Raw genomic sequence first — 16,017 nt, 5'->3', positions numbered from 1 at the left:
GTTCGCCCTAAGCTTTCCCCAGAGCTGCTACTTCTGGGGCAACAGGGCTTACCTTTATCCCCTTTGTAACCTTTTGTTCTGAGGTTGCTCCAGGAGCTGAGAGTTCGCCTAGCTGCTCTGAGGGTAGCCGTTTTGGGGGGCAGGGGAAGATTCCGTTGATAAGCAAAGGCCTGGGAGTATCGAGCTCCGCTAGAGGCTTGGGGGATCCCCCTGCTCCTTGCTAGCGCAACTGGGCCACGGTTACGCCGCTTCCTCCCTCCTGGGGAGCCGCCGCGGCAAAACTCTGAACGCGCGGGTGATTTTGGAGATAGGCCCGGATACCCGCCCTGAGGCGACCTGTGCCGTGGCCGTGGACGATCCAAAGGGGACCAGGAGGTGCCTGGGCCAAGTGCGCTTCGAGAATAGCCTCGGCCTCAGCCACGGTTTTCCCCCTTAGATCAAGGGTGTTGTGGCTGGTGCGCAGGTTAAGGGGGGCGGTGGCTGGTGGCGGGGGAGGTGGAGCCTTGGGGCGTTGGCGCTGCTTAGCCTGGTGTTCATCGAGGGGATCCAACTGGGCCCTTGGCACGGTGAACTTGAGGAGGCCGCTGCGCACCACATACACCTCTCCTTCGACGGCAATGACCTCTCCCGTTTGTCCCAGCCCCCGCAGCCGCACCCGGTCCCCCACCTCCGGCACAAACTCCGTGTCCACAGGTTGAGGCGCCGGCAAGTAGCGCTTGCGGATTTGCTCGAGATGGGCGGCTACCTGTTGAGGAGCGTCCCCCTGTTGCAGCTTGCGAATGGCGGCAGCCACTTCTTGGCGGGCAGTAGCTAGCAGAGTTTCCAGCCCCTGGCGCTGCTGGTATTCCAGTTGGGCCTCCCGCTCGGCCAGCCGCCGGCTGCGCTCTTGCATTTGGCGGTAGAGGGTCTCTAGCTCTTGGTGCAGGGATCCCACCTGGGCTGCCCGCTCTTCCAATTGAGCCCGCTGCGCTTCCAACCCAGCGATGACCTTATCCACTTGGCTTTCTCCCTGCAGACGCCGCTGGGCCCGCCGCAGGATCTCCGGATCCAACTGCAGCCGCTGGGCAATGGTCAAGGCGTTGGAGCGGCCCGGGATCCCCCACAACAGGCGATAGGTAGGAGCCAGGGTGGCCTCGTCAAACTCCACCGAGGCATTTTCAAAGCCGGGGTGCTGGTACTTGAGGGCCTTCAGCTCGCCGTAGTGGGTGGTGGCCAGGGTCAGCAGGGCCTTTTCCGAGAGATACTCCAATAGCCCAGCCGCTAGGGCAGCGCCTTCGGTGGGATCCGTGCCCGCCCCCACCTCGTCCAGCAGAACAAGGGCCGGCGCTGGCCTGGATTGCAGAGCTTGCACAATGCGGCTAATCCGATGGATGTGGCCCGAGAAAGTGGAGAGGTTTTGCTCCAGCGATTGCTCGTCACCGATGTCGGCATAGACCCCGTCAAACCAAGGCAGTTGGGGCGGATCTTGAGCTGGCAAGAAGATCCCTGCTTTGGCCATCAGCACCAACAGGCCCAGCGTCTTCAAGGCAACGGTTTTGCCACCGGTGTTAGGGCCAGTGATGACCACAGCACGAATAGACTCGGGGAGGGTGAAATCGATGGGCACCACTTCTAGGCCCTTGCCCTCTTGACGGGCCTGCCACCACAGCAAAGGGTGTCTAACCCGGCGCAGGCGCAATCCACCGGCAACAAACTGCGGACGGTTGCCCTCCAACCAAAGGCTATAGCGGGCGCGGGCCAGGGCTACCTCCAGCCTCACCATCACCGCTTGCAGGTGCTCCAAGTCGGCAGCCACGGCTCCCACCTGGGCCGAGAGCGCCGCCAAGATTCGCTCCTCCTCCGCCCGGAGGCGAGCCTCGGTTTCTCGCAAGCGGTTGCCCAGCTCCACCACCGCATAAGGCTCTACATAGAGGGTAGCCCCACTGGCAGAGCTGTCGTGGACAAGGCCGCGGATGAGATCCCGGTGGGTGGCCTTCACCATCAGCACAAAACGTCCCTGCCGCTGGCCAATCAGGGTATCCTGCAGCGCCTGTGGGCACTGGCTCATCACCTCTTGCAGGCGTTCCTGGATCTGGCTGCGAAAAAGGCGGTGCTGACGGCGCAGGTCGGCAAGGGCTGGGCTGGCGCTATCTCTCACCTCGCCGTGCTCGTCCAGACAGCGGAAGATCTCCTGCTCCAGCTCAGGGTAGGTGCGCAGGCTGCTCACCCACTCCTGCAGGCGGGGTAGGTGCTCCTGCTCATCGATGAGGCGACGAAGGCGGCGAGCAGTTCCCAGGGTTGTGGCAATCTGGATCAGCTCTTCCCCGCTCAGGACACCCCCTCGTTCGACCCGTTCCAGGGCCGGCAGCAAGTTGTGGATCCCCTCCAGGGAAACCCCTCCCGGCTGGCTGCGATCCAGCCGTATAGCTTCCTCGGTCTGGTCAAGGTAGGCCTCGCTCTCCTCGCGGCTACGCCAGGGATCCAGCTCCAGACAGGCGCGACGGCCCAGAGGTGTAGCCGCAAAAGTGGCTAGCTGCTGACAGAGGCGGGGCCACTCCAACAGTTCCAAGGTTTCCTGGCGGAGGGAAGAGTCGGGGCAAGAAGAGACCGAAGGGATAGCCGTAGGCATTACCTAGCGATTTGAAGAATACCGAAGACGCAGTCGCTCCATCTCGCGTAAAAATTGCCGCTGGTAGTTGAGAAAAGCGGTGTGCCACTCGCGGAAGCGCCGTTCGCCATCGCGCACCAACATCTGTCGGTAGTGCTCGGAGTTGAGGCGGGGCCGGGCTGAGTCCATGGGGTTCAAAGAACGCTCTGCTCCTATTGTGGCAGGCTCCGGGGTACCTCTTGGAGCTTCCAACCGGAGAGGTTCTACCCCTGCAGGAAGAGGCCTTGCCATACTGAAAAGCGAGGCTTCCTGGCCAATGCTCAACCCACAGTCTGAGATTCCGTGCGCAAACGAGTAACGTTGATCTTCCCGCGGCACTTGGTGAATGTGCCTGTTACCTACCGCCTGGCCAAAGACTTCGACGTGGCGGCCAACATCCTGCGCGCTAGGGTCAGTCCCAATGAAGTGGGCACCCTCGTGGTGGAGCTCTCCGGGGATATCGACCAAGTGGAAGCAGGGCTGGAGTGGGTGCAGTCGCTGGGGATCGAGGTGGCTGACCAGACCAAGGAAATTCAGATTGACCCGGATTTGTGTGTAGACTGCGGCTTGTGCACGGGAGTCTGCCCTACCGAAGCCCTGAAGATTTCAGCTCCTGACTGGAAGCTAGAGTTCCGGCGCAACCGCTGCGTCATGTGCGAACAGTGCATTCCCACCTGCCCGGTTGGGGCCATTAGCGCCAGCCTGTAGGCAGCCTTGAGCTGGCGACCTCTCCCAAGAGTAGAATGGGCAGTACTAGGTTCTGGGGCAAGCTCACCGTGGCTTCTACCACCTGGCTAGTTTGGGCAACTTATGGTGCTCTAGCAGCTCTTTACCTGCTGGTGCTGCCGTTTTTGTCTTTGGTGTACGTGGACAAGCGCTGGAACTGCAGCGGCGCCTGGGAAAAGGTGTTGATGTTTTTCCTGGTCTTGTTTTTCTTCCCCGGCATGGTGTTGGTAGCCCCCTTCATGACGTTTCGGCCTAAGCCGCGTTCCCTCTAGAGCCCTCGAGCTATGCGCAGACGAGATATCCTCAGCATTGGCCTGGCCCTGCTGCTGGGGGGAGGCGTTCTTTACGGTCTGTTGCTTTGGGCCGGCCTAGACACGGGAACGGCACAGCAGGTGTCGAGTGCGGCGTTTATGCTGGGGTGCCTGGGCTGGACGGTGAGTTACCTGAGGCGGGTTCTAAGCGGCGAGATGACTCTGAAGGCCCAGTGGGCCAGTTTCGAGAGGCAGCAAATTGAAGAGAAACTCCGCTCTTTCTCGCCGGAGGAGTGGCAGGCCCTGCAGGCCGAACTGGAATCCGAAACCGAAGGGGAAGTTAGCTGGCCTGGGCCGGACAGGCGCTAGAGCTGCTTTCGCAAGGTAGAAGAGGGGCACGGCGCCTGTATACCCAGCTACTACTTTCTCCCTTTGGCAAGGCTATTCTGCACTGCAAGCAGGGCTAGGAAAGCAAGCTAAGTGGTACAGGTTTTGACTTCCCATTTTGCTTACGTATTCCCCCTTGCCGTGACTAAGACCGTCCTGGTAGCTCAGGGCCAGCCCTTCCAAGCGCAGCTCTGGAAGTTGGCGCTGGAGTCTCAGCAGCATAGGGTGGTGCTCATTTCGCCGCGGCCAGATCTGGCGGAAGTGGCAGCAACGCAATGCCAGCCCCTAGACTTGATGGTAGTGGATATAACAACGGGACTCTTTAACCCCTACGCCTTCTGCCGAGAGTGCCGGAGCAGGCTCCCGGCTGTCCCTGTGATCCTCACCCACCATCCTCGGCGCCCCATCGAACCTGCTGAGCGACGTTGGGCCATCTCCCAGGGAGCAGCAGAGATGATCCCAGGCTTGGCAGAGGCGGACGACATCCTCCCTTCCCTTGAGCAAGTGTACAAAGCCGCCGGCTGGCCTCTTCCCATCGATGTGCAAGCCCTCTATACCGCTCTCGAGCAGGCAGGTCTGGGGAGTGGCAAGCCCGTTTCTTCTCTGCCTGAGGCAGCAGAAGAACGCCAAGAGCAAAAGGCTGAGACCCAGCCGGCAAAGTACCGGTTGACGTATCGGGGCCGCCCCGTCGAGTAGTTGCAAGCGCTCCGCCCTGCTAATGCGAAGCGGGGGACTACCTCGGGCAGGGTTGGAGATCAGGGCAGCACCAGGGCCAGAGTCGTGCCTTGGGATCCCGTCTCCACCAGCCGCAGGTCTCCTCCGTGAGCCTCCAGGATGCGCTTGGCAATGTAGAGTCCCAGGCCTCCCAAGCCAGTTGGATAGTGCTGACCGGCAATGGAAATGGTCTGGGCAATGTAGGGCTGGGCCAGATCTTCTAGGGGAGCTGGCAGGCCGGGTCCGTCATCCCGCACCTGGATCTGGCGGGGGCCGACGGTCAGCACCACCGCGCGGCGGGCATAGCGCAGGGCATTGTCCACCAGATTCACCAGCGCCCGCTCCAGCTCGGCCTCATCGGCGTTGCCCCAGCCTTCTCCCTCCACGCCCAGGTCGATCCCCCGCTCTCGCGCCAGGGATCCCATGCGGTTGGCCACCCGCCGAGCCAGGGATCCGAGATCGCAGGGCCGGAGATGCAGGGCAATCTCCCCCCGCTCCAGGCGGTAGACCTCCACCATTTTTTGCACCAGCGCCAGGTTGCGTTGGTTTTCCTCCAGCATGCGATCCAGCAGGGCTTGCCGCTCCTGACAACTCAAGGGCAGCTCCTGCTTGAGGGCGCCTAGCAGATGCCCAAAGGCGATGAGGGGAGTCTTTAGATCGTGCACCAGAGTGGCGGTGAAGGCCTCCCGCTGTCTTTGATTGCTTTGAATCTGGCGCAGCAGGTGGGCAAGGGCTTGCCGCAGGATCAAAACCTCTTGAGGATCCCCTGGGCGGAGCAGCAAAGTCCAGCGGTCTGGCTGGTTAATCAAGGTTTCTAGGTGAGCTAGCTCACGAGCCAGCAAGGTCAGGGGCCGCAAGAGCATGGAAGACAAGGCATAGCCCGCCAGCGCCGATAGCACCGCCAGCAAAGGGATCCACAGCAGCAGCAGGGCGGATCCCTCACTGCTGAGCTGCCTATCGGCCAGGATCCACGGCACCGACAGGATGAAAACCAGGTTGGGGACAAAGGAAAGGCTGGCAATGACCAGCGCCACCTGAGTGCGCAGGTTGTGGGGAAAGCGACGTCGCCAGAAGTATCTCAAGGGAGAAGGGGAGAGAGGTTTGCCTTGAATTAGGCCAGAGACGAGCAAACCGGTCAAGAGGGCTGGCAAAAGACATCCCCAAACTCCGGGAAAGCTTTCCAGGTCTCCTCAAGTTGCGCCAAGAGCTGTCTGGCTAGGCAGGCTTTTTGACCAAGCAGGGCAAGAGAACCAAAAACACCCCTGGGGTTTAAAGGCTAGAGCTTCGCGGGTCGAGGTGTGGGTTCAGAGGTCATGAAAAAACCCCTGGGTGTCTGTCCGTGTTTCGACCCCAGAGGCTTCTTCTCTTCACTCCTCACCGCCTTTGAGCGTACCCGCCCTCTGAAGGATTGTCAAGCATTTTCCCGCTGGGGTTGGCGAGTGGGAAAACGCACCAGGGTGGCGCTGCCGGAGAGGATCATCTGCTGAGGCTGGAGGCACACCCGATCTACCTGCAGCTTGCTCCCTTGCAAGGCCAGTCGGTCCAAATCCAGGAGCGCATTCAGGTGGTCGACCAAAGCGCGGCTTAGGAGGCGCTCCTCTTCTGTATCGCCCTCAAAGAACGGATCGGCTAAGCAGATGCGGCGGCGCTCCATCACCTCAACGCGGGCGGAGAAGCCCACCCGAAAAACCCTGCTTTCTCCTTGCTGCACCTTGGCCCGCACTTGCAACCGCTGCTCGGGGGTGATGCGCACTTCTACCTGGTGAAACGACAGGGGCTGGCCTTCCTGCCCCGCCTGGGCCAGCTTGTTCAGCACAAACGGGGTGTTGAGGGATTGCGCCAGATCCGCCTCGCTCAGCACCACCCGCATCCTAGCCTGCACCGGCTGGCGCAGTCTAATCCGCCCTTGCCAGATTTGGCTGAAATCGATGGCCACGGCATTGCAAAATAGCTCCAGAAGCGAAAGCCGCAGGCCGTTGTACATCTGCAAGTTCTGGCCCACCAGCTCGAAGCTGTCGATGCGCCCTTGCAGCAATTTGGCCATCGGCTCTGCTCGCACCCGTGCCTCCAGCCGCCCGGCTTGCTTAAAAAGGGCACGAATGGCAGCGCTCACCCCTCGGCTGACCCAGTCAGTGAGCATGGAATGGGGCAGAGAGAGCTCTGGCAGGAGTCCTGTGACCATAGGGCAAGGTGAGGAGGGCCTACAGGGATCATAGCCAAGGCCATTAAGAAAAGTTACAAGCACGGCTCCCCTAGGGAGAGCTACGTTCCTCTCGAAGGGCCGAGCGGGCTACGGCTGCAATCCTCTGGTCAGTGGCCCGGGGGAGGTGGAAGTAGCGTCCGCCCGCCAGGCCCGCCAGCTCAGCGCCAAAGCCAGTTGCAGCGAAGCGGCTTTGCGAGTCGATTAAGAGCAACTTTAGCCCCAAGGCGCGGATGCGCAGGGCAATCTCCCGCAACTCTTGTTTGATGTCAACAGGCTCGCCCTCCCTCCGTCCCAGCGAGCGGCTGAGGGGAATGTTGGCCCGGCCATCGGTAAGGGCCACCAGCAGCACCTCTCCCACGTCGCCGCTGGAGCGGGCGTTCACCCCCAAGCGCACCGCTTGGGTGAGGGCATGGGCCAGGGGGGATCCCCCGCCACAGGGCAGGGATTCCAGGCGACGGCGGGCCAGCTCAATGGAGCGGGTGGGGGGCAGCAGCACTTCGGCGGTTTCCCCACGAAAGGCGATGAGGGCGACCTTGTCCCGGTTTTGGTAGGCCTCGGTCAGCAGGCGCAGGGCAGCGCCTTTGGCCGCTTGCATGCGGTTGAGGGCCATGGAGCCAGAGGCGTCCACCACGAAGATTACAAGGGCCCCGGCCTTGCGCACCAGTTTCTTGGCGCGGATGTCGCCAGGTTCCACAATAACGGTTCGCCCTGGCTGCCGCTGGCGGCGGCTTTTTTGGTGGGGAGCAGCAGCCCGCAGGGTGGCGTCGACGGCAATGCGGGGGTTGGCCCCCCGGGGCAGGATGGGCTTGACGTAGCGGCCCCGGTCGGTGCTGAACACCAGGCTGCGGGAGCCCGTTTTCCCCTGTTGGGTGAGGGACTGGGCAAAGGCCAAGAGGCGTGGGTCGAGGGCCACCTGCTCGGGGTCGAAGAAAAACTCCTGCGGCAGGCTGGGGCTTTGCGGCTGGGGATCCGTCTCCTCTGGGTCGCTGTTATCGGAGGAGCTGGGTGGGGGATCCGGCTGTTGGGATTGGGGTGGAGGGGGAGGTGGCGGATCGGGGTTATAGCGGGCCCGGGGCAGCAGCACCAGTTGCACGGCCTGTTGCAAATCCTCAGCCACCAGGCGATCCCGCCCCTCCAGAGCCGCCAGGGCGCAGGCAGCCCGCAGGGCAAACTGCTCCCCTCGATGCCCTTGGACGTTGCCGCGGAGGGCCTCTTGCACCAGGTAGTGGATCTGTTCCCGCTGCGGCTTGACCTGGGGCAGCCACTCCCGCGCCAGGAGGATGCGGGTGCGGATCTCTTCCAGTTCTGGCTGGTGCTTGGCTAAGAAAGGCTCGGGAGCATCGACAAATTGCGTTGCCCGCTGGACAATTTCCCCGCGTTCTTCCAGGCTCAGCTCCTGCCCCACCGGCACCACCAGCGCCAGGCGATCTAGCAGGTGGGGGCGCAGGGATCCCTCTTCGGGGTTGTAGGTGGCCACCAAAAGAGGCCGGCAGGGGTGCTGCAGGCTCAGCCCTTCCCGCTCCAGGCGGTTTACCCCGTCCCCCACCACCGCCAGCAGCAGGTTGACGATGGCCTCATCCAAGAGGTGGATGTCGTCTACGTAGAGCACGCCCCGGTGGGCGGCAGCCAAGAGCCCCGGCTGAAAAACCGTTTCCCCCTGCCTTACCGAGGCCTCCACATCTACCGATCCCAGCAGCCGATCCTCCGTCACCCCCAAAGGCACCTGGACAAAGGGAGGAGCTATCACCTGGGTAGGGGGCGTCGTTCCCTGGGGGTAGCGGGTCTTGGCCCAGTCCGACCACGTCTCGGGCCGTGCCGGATCGTCGTTGCAGTAGGAGCCGGCAATGACCTCAATGGGGGGTAGGAGGGCGTGAATGCCTCGGGCCAAGACGGACTTAGCTGTGCCGCGCGGCCCCACCAGCACCACTCCTCCCAAGCTGGGATCCACCGCCGCCAACAACAGAGCTAGCTTGGCGGTTTGCTGGCCGACTACGGCAGTGAGAGGGAAAGTGCGGGGAGGGGCTAGGGTTGCGGATCCTGGGGTTGAGAAGTAGGACGTGGCCATTGGCAACGGAGAACAGGGGGTGCAATACACCCAAGTCTATCGCTTGGAGGAGTTCCCCAAGGCATGGCCAACCGGCTGCCGCTAGCCTCTTCCTCGAACGAGATTTCAGCCAGTAGCAATCATCACATGCTTGGTCGCTTGATACTCTCGCACGGCCTCTGCCGAGAGATCCTTGCCAAAGCCCGACTGCTTGAAGCCGCCGTGGGGAGCCTCTGAGGCTATGGGCAGGTGGTCGTTAATCCAGACGGTGCCCACCTCCAGCTCGGCGGCTAGTTTCAGGGCTCGTCCGATGTCCTGAGTCCACACAGAAGCCGCCAGCCCGTATAGGACGTCATTGCCCAGGCGTAGCGCTTCCTCGTCCTCGCGGAACGAGCTGAGGGTGAGGACTGGCCCAAAAACCTCGCTCTGCACAATCTCCGCTTTTTGATCGACATGGGTAATCACCGTGGGTTGGTAGAAGTATCCCCGATCCAGGAGGGAAGGGATCCGCCCGCCGGTCAGCACCTTAGCTCCCTCGGCTTTGGCCCGCTCCACGAATCCCATCACCCGCTCCCGCTGGGCTGCCGAGATCAAGGGTCCCATCTCCACTCCCGGCTCAAAGGGGGATCCCAGCTTGACGTTGCGCATGGCCTCGACAATGGCCTCTTGAAGCTGCGCCAGCTTGCTCTCGTGCACATAGACGCGGGTGGCTGCTGTGCAGTCCTGGCCGCTGTTGAAGGTGGCGGCAAAAGCAGCCTTGGCGGCCACCGTTTCCACGTCGGCATCCTCGAAAACCAAAAACGGGGCCTTGCCCCCCAGTTCCAGATGCACCCGCTTGAGGGTGTGGGCAGCCGTGCGCATTACCTGCTTGCCGGTGGCGGTGGAGCCAGTAAAGCTGACCATGCGCACCAAGGGATGCTCCACCAAGGCCTGACCCGTGGCATTGCCCCCGGTAACGATGTTAACCACGCCTGGCGGGATCCCGGCCTCGGCAATCAGTTCCGCCAGCTTCAGGGTGGTCAAGGGAGTAGCAGGGGCGGGCTTGAGCACCACCGTACAGCCAGCTGCCAGCGCAGGGCCAAGTTTCCAGATGGCCATCAGCAGGGGGTAGTTCCAGGGGGTAATTTGCGCGCACACGCCCACCGGCTCTTTGCGAAAGAGCGAGGTGTAGCCCTTGGCATAGTCCCCGGCGCTGAGGCCATGGGCGTCGCGGGCGGCAGTGGCAAAGAAACGCAAGTTATCTACCGCAAAGGGCAGATCCGCCCCCAAACTGACAGCCTCGTAGGGCTTGCCAGTGTTTTCCGACTCCAGACGCGCCAGTTCGGCGGCGTGAGCTTCGAGGAGATCGGCCAGTTTCCAGAGGGCCAGGGATCGCTCGCTAGGGGTGAGTTTGGACCAACGGCCATCGGAGAAAGCGGCGTGGGCAGCCTGCACGGCCCGATCCACATCAGCAGGGCTGGCGTCCACCACCTCCGCCAATTTCTCGCCAGTGGCCGGGTTTTCGATGACCATTAGGTCTCCCCCTTGGCTGTCGACCCATTGGCCATTGATCCAGAGTTTATGGGCCATGGCCGCTTCTCAACTGCTTGCTAGAAACACTTTTTCCCATTGTGCCCAATCTTGCCCAGCTTGGGAGGCGTTGCCTCCCTCTCTGCTATCTCCTCTGATAAGGCCAGAAGGGGGTAGACAACAGCAGGCAGAAAGACTCACAATACTCAAGCAAGCTACCCAACACTCCTAGTCCCATGCTGCTGGGCTTTAAAACCCAGTTGGCCCTCAACAACAAGCAGCGAACCCTGGCAGCCCGGCATGCTGGGGTGGCTCGCCACGCCTACAACTGGGGCTTGGCTATCTGCAAGCAAGCTGTTGAGGCCAAGCAAAAACTGCCTACAGCTAAAGTGCTCCGCACCGCTGCCGCGAACGACCTACATAAGCGCTTAGTGGCAGAGGTCAAGAAAGCCAACCCTTGGCACTGCGAGGTTTCTAAGTGTGCCCCACAGCAGGCTCTCCGCAACTTGGAGCAAGCTCTCAAACGCTGGCGGAGCGGGCAGGGTAGGTTTCCCCGCTTTAAGCGTAAGGGGGTGCGAGACAGCTTCTACTTGGAGGGCAGCATCCGCATTTCCGGCAACCGCATCAAGGTACCTATCCTCGGTTGGTTGCGCTGTGCGGAAATTCTCCCCACTGCCACCCCCAAGAACGTTGTAATCAGCCTGCGGGCTGGGCGGTGGTACATTTCCTTCAAGTACGAGGCCCCACTTCTGCAGGTGGAGAAGACTGGAGACGTGGTGGGAGTGGACTTGGGCGTGAACCGGTTGGCCACCTGCTCCAGCGGGGAAATGTTTGCGCTCCGCGCCGCTAGCGCGAACGACAACCCCAAGCCTTACCGCAAAGCCCAGAAGCGCTTGGTGAGGCTGCAACGGCGGGTGAGCCGTAAACAGAAGGGCTCTGCCAACCGCAAGAAGGCGGTAATGCAGCTTGCTAGGGCCCACAAGCGGGTAGCGGATATCCGCCTGGACAACTTGCACAAGTTGACCAGCTATCTCGCCAAGAAGTACCGGGTGGTGGTGATTGAGGACTTGCAGGTGCAAAACCTCCTCAAGAACTACCGCCTGGCCGGATCTTTGGCTGTTCGCGTAAGCGGGACGGAGTCCTTTTGTGGGTTTTATGAGTTCAGGCGACAGCTAGAGTACAAGGCCCAACTCTACGGCTGTCAGTTGGTTGCAGCGGATAGGTTTTACCCGTCCAGCCAACTGTGCTCTCGATGTGGGCACCGACAGAAGATGCTCCTTCACCAGCGGGTGTTTCGGTGTGAAAGGTGTGGTCTGGAGCTAGACCGCGACCTGAACGCTGCCCTCGACCTGGTCCAGTGGTATCTGGCTACCTGCAGCTCGCGGGGAAGTGACGCCTGTGGAGATCCCTCTGGCGGGGTGGTAGGGGTGAACTCTGCCACTAGTCATGGGTCGCAGAAGCAGGAAGAAAGCAGAGACGCGACAAACACTGCCCTATCGCAAATAGGAGTGTTTGTGAGCGTTTCGTAGGTCTTTCAGAGCGGCTTTCTGCACAGGCAAGGTTGGCCCATGTCTCCTGTGCTGTGGCAAGCCATTGGGTACGCCTGCGGGATCTCGGTGGGGATCCTGGGACTGGTTGCCCTTGTCAACTTTCTCTGGCAGCGCCTAGAGCAGCAGGCCAAAGAAGCCACAGCCCAGCCAGCCGAACCGCCAGCAGCTCCAGAACCCCGCAGCACCTCGGAGGAGGGATCCCTGTCGACATGAGTAACACCGTTCGCGTTCACGTCTGGATCAGTGGGCAAGTGCAGGGAGTGGGGTTTCGGGCTTACACGGAGGCCATGGCTCGCAAGGCCGGTGTTGGCGGCTGGGTGCGCAATTTGCGGGATGGCCGGGTGGAGGCGGTTTTCGAGGGATCCCCGGCGGCGGTGGAGGCAATGCTGCGCTGGTGCCAGCAGGGCAGCCCCGGCTCGGTTGTAGAGGCCATCGAGCAACAGCCCGAGCTGCCGGAAGGCTTATCTACCTTCGAGATCCGCCCCACCGTCTAATCCCAGCAGCAAGCGATCTCCCACTAGAATGGGGAAACCCACTTTTCTCGTTTGGCCATGACGGTTGCCGCTCCTGCCAAAGTGCAATACGAGGCGGTGATTGGGCTGGAGGTGCACTGCCAGCTCAGCACTCGCTCCAAGATCTTCTCCAGCAGCGCAACGGCCTTCGGCGCTCCCCCGAACACCCAAATCGACCCTGTCTGCATGGGCCTGCCCGGCACCCTGCCAGTGCTCAACGAAAAGGTACTCGAGTACGCCGTCAAAGCCGCTTTGGCTTTGAATTGCACCATTGCCCCCTACAGCAAGTTTGACCGCAAGCAGTACTTCTACCCCGACTTGCCCAAGAACTACCAAATCTCTCAGTACGACCTACCCCTTGCTACCCACGGCTGGGTCGAGATCCAGCTCAGCGACGGCCGCACCAAGCGCATTGGCATCACCCGCTTGCACATCGAAGAAGATGCGGGCAAATTGGTGCATGCCGGCAGCGATCGCCTGGCGGGATCCAGCTATTCCCTAGTGGATTTCAACCGGGCGGGGGTTCCCCTCATCGAGATCGTCAGCGAGCCAGACATCCGCAGTGGCGAGGAAGCAGCGGAATACGTACAGGAGCTGCGCCGCATCCTGCGCTATGCCGGCCTGTGCGATGGCAACCTGCAGGAGGGATCCCTGCGCTGCGACGTCAACATCTCGGTGCGCCCCCTGGGAAGTCAAACCTTTGGCACGAAGGTGGAAATTAAAAACATGAACTCCTTCAACGCCATCCAGCGGGCCATTGAGTACGAGTTCAACCGCCAAGTTAAGGCTTTGGAAGCGGGCGAGCTTATCGTCCAGGAGACCCGCCTCTGGGAGGAAAACAGCCAGCGCACCATCAGCATGCGCAGGAAGGAGGGATCCAGCGACTACCGCTACTTCCCCGAGCCGGATCTGCCGCCCATTCGCATTACTGAAGCGCAAAAAGCCCGCTGGCAAGCTGAGCTGCCGGAACTCCCCGCCCTGAAGCGGCGCCGCTACCAAGAAGTCTACGGCCTCTCGGTATACGACTCCCGCTACCTCACCGATGAGCGCACCACTGCCGAGTACTTTGAGGCCGTGGTTGCGGCTGGCGCTAGCCCGAAGGCGGCCGCCAACTGGATGATGAGCGATATCGCCAGCTACCTCAACACCCACAAGCTGGACTACCCCGACATTGCCCTCAAGCCGGAAACCCTAGCTGAGCTCATTGGCCTCATTGAGCAGGGGGTCATTTCCAGCAAAATTGCTAAGGAAATCCTGCCAGAGCTACTGGAAAAAGGCGGCTCAGCCCGGGCCCTAGTGGAGGCTAAGGGCCTAACCCAAATCTCCGACAGCCGCCTACTGGAGCAGCTCGTTGCCGAGGTGCTGGCGGAAAACCCCGAGCAACTGCAGCAGTATCGGGGAGGCAAAACCAAGCTCTTTGGCTACTTTGTTGGACAGTTGATGAAAAAAACCCAAGGACGGGCCGATCCTAAGCTGGCCAACGAGCTGCTCAAGCGGCATCTAGACGGCTAATTCCAGGCTGCAGTGAGGGAATAGCCCAACTCCTGCAGCATGCGTCGCAACAGGGGAAGGCTTAGCCCAATTACGTTGCCTGGGCATCCTTCGATCCGCTCCACGAACAGGCTACCACGGCCATCGATGGCGAAACAGCCGGCACAGTTCAGGGGCTCGCCGGTGGCTACGTAGGTGCGGATCTCCTCGTCGCTGGGCTTGGCAAAAAACACCCGCGTTACGGCGTAGTGGACGAGGCGGCGGTTTTGCTTCAGGTCAATCAAGGCATGGCCGGTGTAAAGTTCTCCCACCTCGCCCCGCATTTGGCGTAGACGCCGCTCTGCCTCCAGGGCATTGGCCGGCTTACCCAGGATCTCCCCATTGAGGTAGAGGACGGAGTCCGCTCCGATAACCAAGACAGGCTCCCGTTGCTGGGCTGCCACCACTTCTGCTTTTGCCAAGGCCAGCTTCTGGACGAGCTCCACCGGATCTGAGCTCTTGATTTGGCTTTCGTCAAAGTAGCTGGGTTGAACGCGAAAAGGAATCCGGGCAGCTTCCAGCAGTTGGCGGCGGGCAGGAGATTGCGAAGCCAGGACGATGGGCGGCAACATCGATTCAAAACTCAAGCCTAGAGTTTGCAGGATCAAAGTTCGCTCTACTACTAGTTTCCCTTAGCCTAGGCAAGGTAGGCCCGCTAGGCGTTGACAGGAAGCAACTGGATCCAGCTCTCCCCGCCCCTCCTCAAGCCGAGCTTGTCCCTGCTTCCTCCGCAGGTGCGCCTTGGCCTAAAGCTGCTGATGGTGCTGAGGATCTCGAGGGTCGTGGCCCTCCTCCCTTGGCAGGTGGGAGAGCTAAAACCGGCACTGCAGGAGGCCTGCCCAGGCTGTGGCCTCTCCCAGCACGATGGGGATGCCCAGTTTTGTAAGCGCTGGGGCACGCTGCTCTACTCTCAGGCCGCTGGCCCATCTCCCCGTTGGGGGCAAAGCCAGGATAGGCTAGGACGGGATCCAGAGAACCTGCAATGTTAGCCATCCCTGGCAAGCTCAATGTAAAGGCAGGAGTGGTGATGCTGCTGGCAGCCATCGTCCTGGGCCTCATCCTCAGCCAAGTGCAGCCGTTGCCGCTGGCTCCGCCGGAGGCGTCAGGGATCCCTGCCCGGCCCCTCTCCTGGCAGGAGGTGCCCAAACAAAAGTACGCCTGGCACATTTGCTACGCCTTTTTGGGCAACATGGGGCTAGTCAACATTGGCGGCGGACTGGCCCTGGTGGCGCTGGGATCCCGCTTTACGGCTGGGCGACTGCTTTCCCAAATTCTCCTCTTGGGGGGAATGCTGCACCCTGCTTCTTGGGCCTTGGTGGCTCTGACGGGATTGGAGGGGTGGAATTGGCTGGGCAATATTGGGGCAGCCGCCGTGGCGCTGGTCGTGGTAACCCTGTTTGTTCACCTGCTCTGGGCCACCTACTGCTCAGGGCAAGCCCTTCAACGGCAAACCCGATCCCGCCTCTCCCGCTAACTTTCCGGGCAGTTGGGAAAAGCTGAGAAGCTGTTTAAGATTGTTAGAGTCGTCCCTGTTAACACTCAACTAGGCTAGGCATGGCTATCAAAGAGGAGGTTTTCTTCGAAGGCGGGCCTCATATAGGCGATCTAGTGCTGAACTCCTTTATCGGCCTTACCGTTGTTGGCTTGCCTCTATTTGTGGGGGCGCTAGTGCGCAGGCTGTGGGTTCACTACCGGATTACCAATCGCCGCATTACCGTCATTGGCGGCTGGGGGGGCAAGGAGCGCTCTGATGTCATTTACAAAGAAATTGCCAAGGTGGTAACGGTGCCACGGGGCCTGGGCACATGGGGCGATATGGTGCTCACCCTTAAAGATGGCAGCCGCCTAGAGATGCGGGCAGTGCCGCGCTTCCGGGAGATCTACGCCTACATTAGCGAGCGGCTGGACGAAAAAGCCAGACAGGTCAGCGGGCCCATTGGCAAAAGGCCTCCCGCCGCCTCCTAA

The 16,017-nt window shown here is 61.3% G+C and carries 18 protein-coding genes; 11 read left to right on the top strand and 7 right to left on the bottom strand.

The genetic code is table 11. The features are described 5' to 3' along the window. Positions 1 to 220: 220 nt before the first annotated feature. Both NW806_RS00280 and NW806_RS00275 read right to left on the bottom strand, forming a co-directional pair. Positions 221 to 2,608, bottom strand: a complete 2,388-nt coding sequence (locus NW806_RS00280) for an endonuclease MutS2 (RefSeq protein ID WP_414409585.1) — start codon at positions 2,606 to 2,608, stop codon at positions 221 to 223. Between the two features lie 3 nt (positions 2,609 to 2,611). After that, positions 2,612 to 2,776 carry a hypothetical protein gene (locus NW806_RS00275; protein ID WP_414409584.1) on the bottom strand — a complete coding sequence of 55 codons (165 nt, stop codon included), beginning with the start codon at positions 2,774 to 2,776 and terminating at the stop codon, positions 2,612 to 2,614. A gap of 153 nt (positions 2,777 to 2,929) precedes the next feature. Here NW806_RS00275 and NW806_RS00270 point away from each other — a divergent pair, with 153 nt between their 5' ends. From NW806_RS00270 to NW806_RS00255, 4 genes are all read left to right on the top strand, one after another. Next, positions 2,930 to 3,334 (top strand): NIL domain-containing protein, encoded by a 405-nt coding sequence (locus NW806_RS00270; RefSeq protein ID WP_414393509.1) that lies wholly within the window; start codon positions 2,930 to 2,932, stop codon positions 3,332 to 3,334. A 35-nt stretch (positions 3,335 to 3,369) separates the two neighbouring features. Continuing rightward, positions 3,370 to 3,624 carry an NAD(P)H-quinone oxidoreductase subunit L gene (ndhL, locus tag NW806_RS00265; protein ID WP_414409583.1) on the top strand — a complete coding sequence of 85 codons (255 nt, stop codon included), beginning with the start codon at positions 3,370 to 3,372 and terminating at the stop codon, positions 3,622 to 3,624. 12 nt (positions 3,625 to 3,636) lie between these two features. Then, complete coding sequence (locus tag NW806_RS00260) at positions 3,637 to 3,972, top strand: DUF3007 family protein (protein ID WP_414393513.1); 336 nt, start codon at positions 3,637 to 3,639, stop codon at positions 3,970 to 3,972. 111 nt (positions 3,973 to 4,083) lie between these two features. Then, positions 4,084 to 4,686, top strand: coding sequence for a response regulator (locus tag NW806_RS00255; protein ID WP_414409582.1), 603 nt, complete (start codon positions 4,084 to 4,086; stop codon positions 4,684 to 4,686). A gap of 59 nt (positions 4,687 to 4,745) precedes the next feature. Here NW806_RS00255 and NW806_RS00250 read toward each other — a convergent pair whose 3' ends face one another. From NW806_RS00250 to NW806_RS00235, 4 genes are all read right to left on the bottom strand, one after another. Next, a complete protein-coding gene (locus tag NW806_RS00250) occupies positions 4,746 to 5,855 on the bottom strand; it encodes a sensor histidine kinase (protein WP_414409581.1) in 1,110 nt (369 codons plus the stop codon). A 260-nt stretch (positions 5,856 to 6,115) separates the two neighbouring features. Continuing rightward, positions 6,116 to 6,886, bottom strand: coding sequence for a DUF2993 domain-containing protein (locus NW806_RS00245; RefSeq protein WP_414409580.1), 771 nt, complete (start codon positions 6,884 to 6,886; stop codon positions 6,116 to 6,118). 70 nt (positions 6,887 to 6,956) lie between these two features. Beyond that, positions 6,957 to 8,972 carry a magnesium chelatase ATPase subunit D gene (gene bchD / locus NW806_RS00240; RefSeq protein ID WP_414409579.1) on the bottom strand — a complete coding sequence of 672 codons (2,016 nt, stop codon included), beginning with the start codon at positions 8,970 to 8,972 and terminating at the stop codon, positions 6,957 to 6,959. A gap of 105 nt (positions 8,973 to 9,077) precedes the next feature. Continuing rightward, positions 9,078 to 10,520 carry a gamma-aminobutyraldehyde dehydrogenase gene (locus tag NW806_RS00235; RefSeq protein WP_414409578.1) on the bottom strand — a complete coding sequence of 481 codons (1,443 nt, stop codon included), beginning with the start codon at positions 10,518 to 10,520 and terminating at the stop codon, positions 9,078 to 9,080. Positions 10,521 to 10,696: 176 nt separating this feature from the next. Here NW806_RS00235 and NW806_RS00230 point away from each other — a divergent pair, with 176 nt between their 5' ends. The 4 genes from NW806_RS00230 to gatB are packed head-to-tail and all read left to right on the top strand — an operon-like array spanning position 10,697 to position 14,034. Beyond that, complete coding sequence (locus NW806_RS00230) at positions 10,697 to 11,989, top strand: RNA-guided endonuclease InsQ/TnpB family protein (RefSeq protein WP_414409577.1); 1,293 nt, start codon at positions 10,697 to 10,699, stop codon at positions 11,987 to 11,989. 39 nt (positions 11,990 to 12,028) lie between these two features. Beyond that, the gene (locus NW806_RS00225) at positions 12,029 to 12,223 is read left to right on the top strand and encodes a hypothetical protein (protein WP_414393524.1); all 195 of its coding nucleotides are present in this window, start codon (positions 12,029 to 12,031) and stop codon (positions 12,221 to 12,223) included. Next, complete coding sequence (locus NW806_RS00220) at positions 12,220 to 12,504, top strand: acylphosphatase (RefSeq protein ID WP_414409576.1); 285 nt, start codon at positions 12,220 to 12,222, stop codon at positions 12,502 to 12,504. The genes NW806_RS00225 and NW806_RS00220 overlap by 4 nt, the downstream gene beginning before the upstream one ends. Positions 12,505 to 12,561: 57 nt before the next feature. Continuing rightward, a complete protein-coding gene (gene gatB, locus NW806_RS00215; RefSeq protein WP_414409713.1) occupies positions 12,562 to 14,034 on the top strand; it encodes an Asp-tRNA(Asn)/Glu-tRNA(Gln) amidotransferase subunit GatB in 1,473 nt (490 codons plus the stop codon). Here gatB and NW806_RS00210 read toward each other — a convergent pair. Then, complete coding sequence (locus NW806_RS00210; protein ID WP_414409712.1) at positions 14,031 to 14,624, bottom strand: nucleoside triphosphate pyrophosphatase; 594 nt, start codon at positions 14,622 to 14,624, stop codon at positions 14,031 to 14,033. The genes gatB and NW806_RS00210 overlap by 4 nt on opposite strands. Positions 14,625 to 14,765: 141 nt before the next feature. Between NW806_RS00210 and NW806_RS00205 the strand changes: the two genes are divergently transcribed. The 3 genes from NW806_RS00205 (at position 14,766) to NW806_RS00195 (ending at position 16,017) form a co-directional block, all read left to right on the top strand. Continuing rightward, positions 14,766 to 15,041: a hypothetical protein gene (locus NW806_RS00205; RefSeq protein ID WP_414409575.1), complete on the top strand. Its 276-nt coding sequence runs from the start codon at positions 14,766 to 14,768 to the stop codon at positions 15,039 to 15,041. After that, positions 15,035 to 15,526 (top strand): hypothetical protein, encoded by a 492-nt coding sequence (locus NW806_RS00200; protein WP_414409574.1) that lies wholly within the window; start codon positions 15,035 to 15,037, stop codon positions 15,524 to 15,526. The genes NW806_RS00205 and NW806_RS00200 overlap by 7 nt, the downstream gene beginning before the upstream one ends. 80 nt (positions 15,527 to 15,606) lie before the next feature. Then, the gene (locus tag NW806_RS00195; RefSeq protein ID WP_414393531.1) at positions 15,607 to 16,017 is read left to right on the top strand and encodes a PH domain-containing protein; all 411 of its coding nucleotides are present in this window, start codon (positions 15,607 to 15,609) and stop codon (positions 16,015 to 16,017) included.

This window comes from Synechococcus sp. W65.1 (genome assembly GCF_047461615.1).
In the GTDB taxonomy this organism is placed as follows: Bacteria; Cyanobacteriota; Cyanobacteriia; order Thermostichales; family Thermostichaceae; genus Thermostichus.
The sequence above is the reverse complement of the archived record's forward strand: the minus strand, read 5'-3'. Positions and strand labels throughout refer to the sequence as shown.

Bases quoted from the DNA above. Each gene is read 5' to 3' on its own strand.
- NW806_RS00280 (WP_414409585.1), bottom strand. From the start codon at position 2,608: ATGCCTACGGCTATCCCTTCGGTCTCTTCTTGCCCCGACTCTTCCCTC.
- NW806_RS00275 (WP_414409584.1), bottom strand. From the start codon at position 2,776: ATGGACTCAGCCCGGCCCCGCCTCAACTCCGAGCACTACCGACAGATG.
- ndhL (WP_414409583.1), top strand. From the start codon at position 3,370: ATGGGCAGTACTAGGTTCTGGGGCAAGCTCACCGTGGCTTCTACCACC.
- NW806_RS00260 (WP_414393513.1), top strand. From the start codon at position 3,637: ATGCGCAGACGAGATATCCTCAGCATTGGCCTGGCCCTGCTGCTGGGG.
- NW806_RS00245 (WP_414409580.1), bottom strand. From the start codon at position 6,886: ATGGTCACAGGACTCCTGCCAGAGCTCTCTCTGCCCCATTCCATGCTC.
- bchD (WP_414409579.1), bottom strand. From the start codon at position 8,972: ATGGCCACGTCCTACTTCTCAACCCCAGGATCCGCAACCCTAGCCCCT.
- NW806_RS00235 (WP_414409578.1), bottom strand. From the start codon at position 10,520: ATGGCCCATAAACTCTGGATCAATGGCCAATGGGTCGACAGCCAAGGG.
- NW806_RS00230 (WP_414409577.1), top strand. From the start codon at position 10,697: ATGCTGCTGGGCTTTAAAACCCAGTTGGCCCTCAACAACAAGCAGCGA.
- NW806_RS00225 (WP_414393524.1), top strand. From the start codon at position 12,029: ATGTCTCCTGTGCTGTGGCAAGCCATTGGGTACGCCTGCGGGATCTCG.
- NW806_RS00220 (WP_414409576.1), top strand. From the start codon at position 12,220: ATGAGTAACACCGTTCGCGTTCACGTCTGGATCAGTGGGCAAGTGCAG.
- gatB (WP_414409713.1), top strand. From the start codon at position 12,562: ATGACGGTTGCCGCTCCTGCCAAAGTGCAATACGAGGCGGTGATTGGG.
- NW806_RS00210 (WP_414409712.1), bottom strand. From the start codon at position 14,624: ATGTTGCCGCCCATCGTCCTGGCTTCGCAATCTCCTGCCCGCCGCCAA.
- NW806_RS00200 (WP_414409574.1), top strand. From the start codon at position 15,035: ATGTTAGCCATCCCTGGCAAGCTCAATGTAAAGGCAGGAGTGGTGATG.
- NW806_RS00195 (WP_414393531.1), top strand. From the start codon at position 15,607: ATGGCTATCAAAGAGGAGGTTTTCTTCGAAGGCGGGCCTCATATAGGC.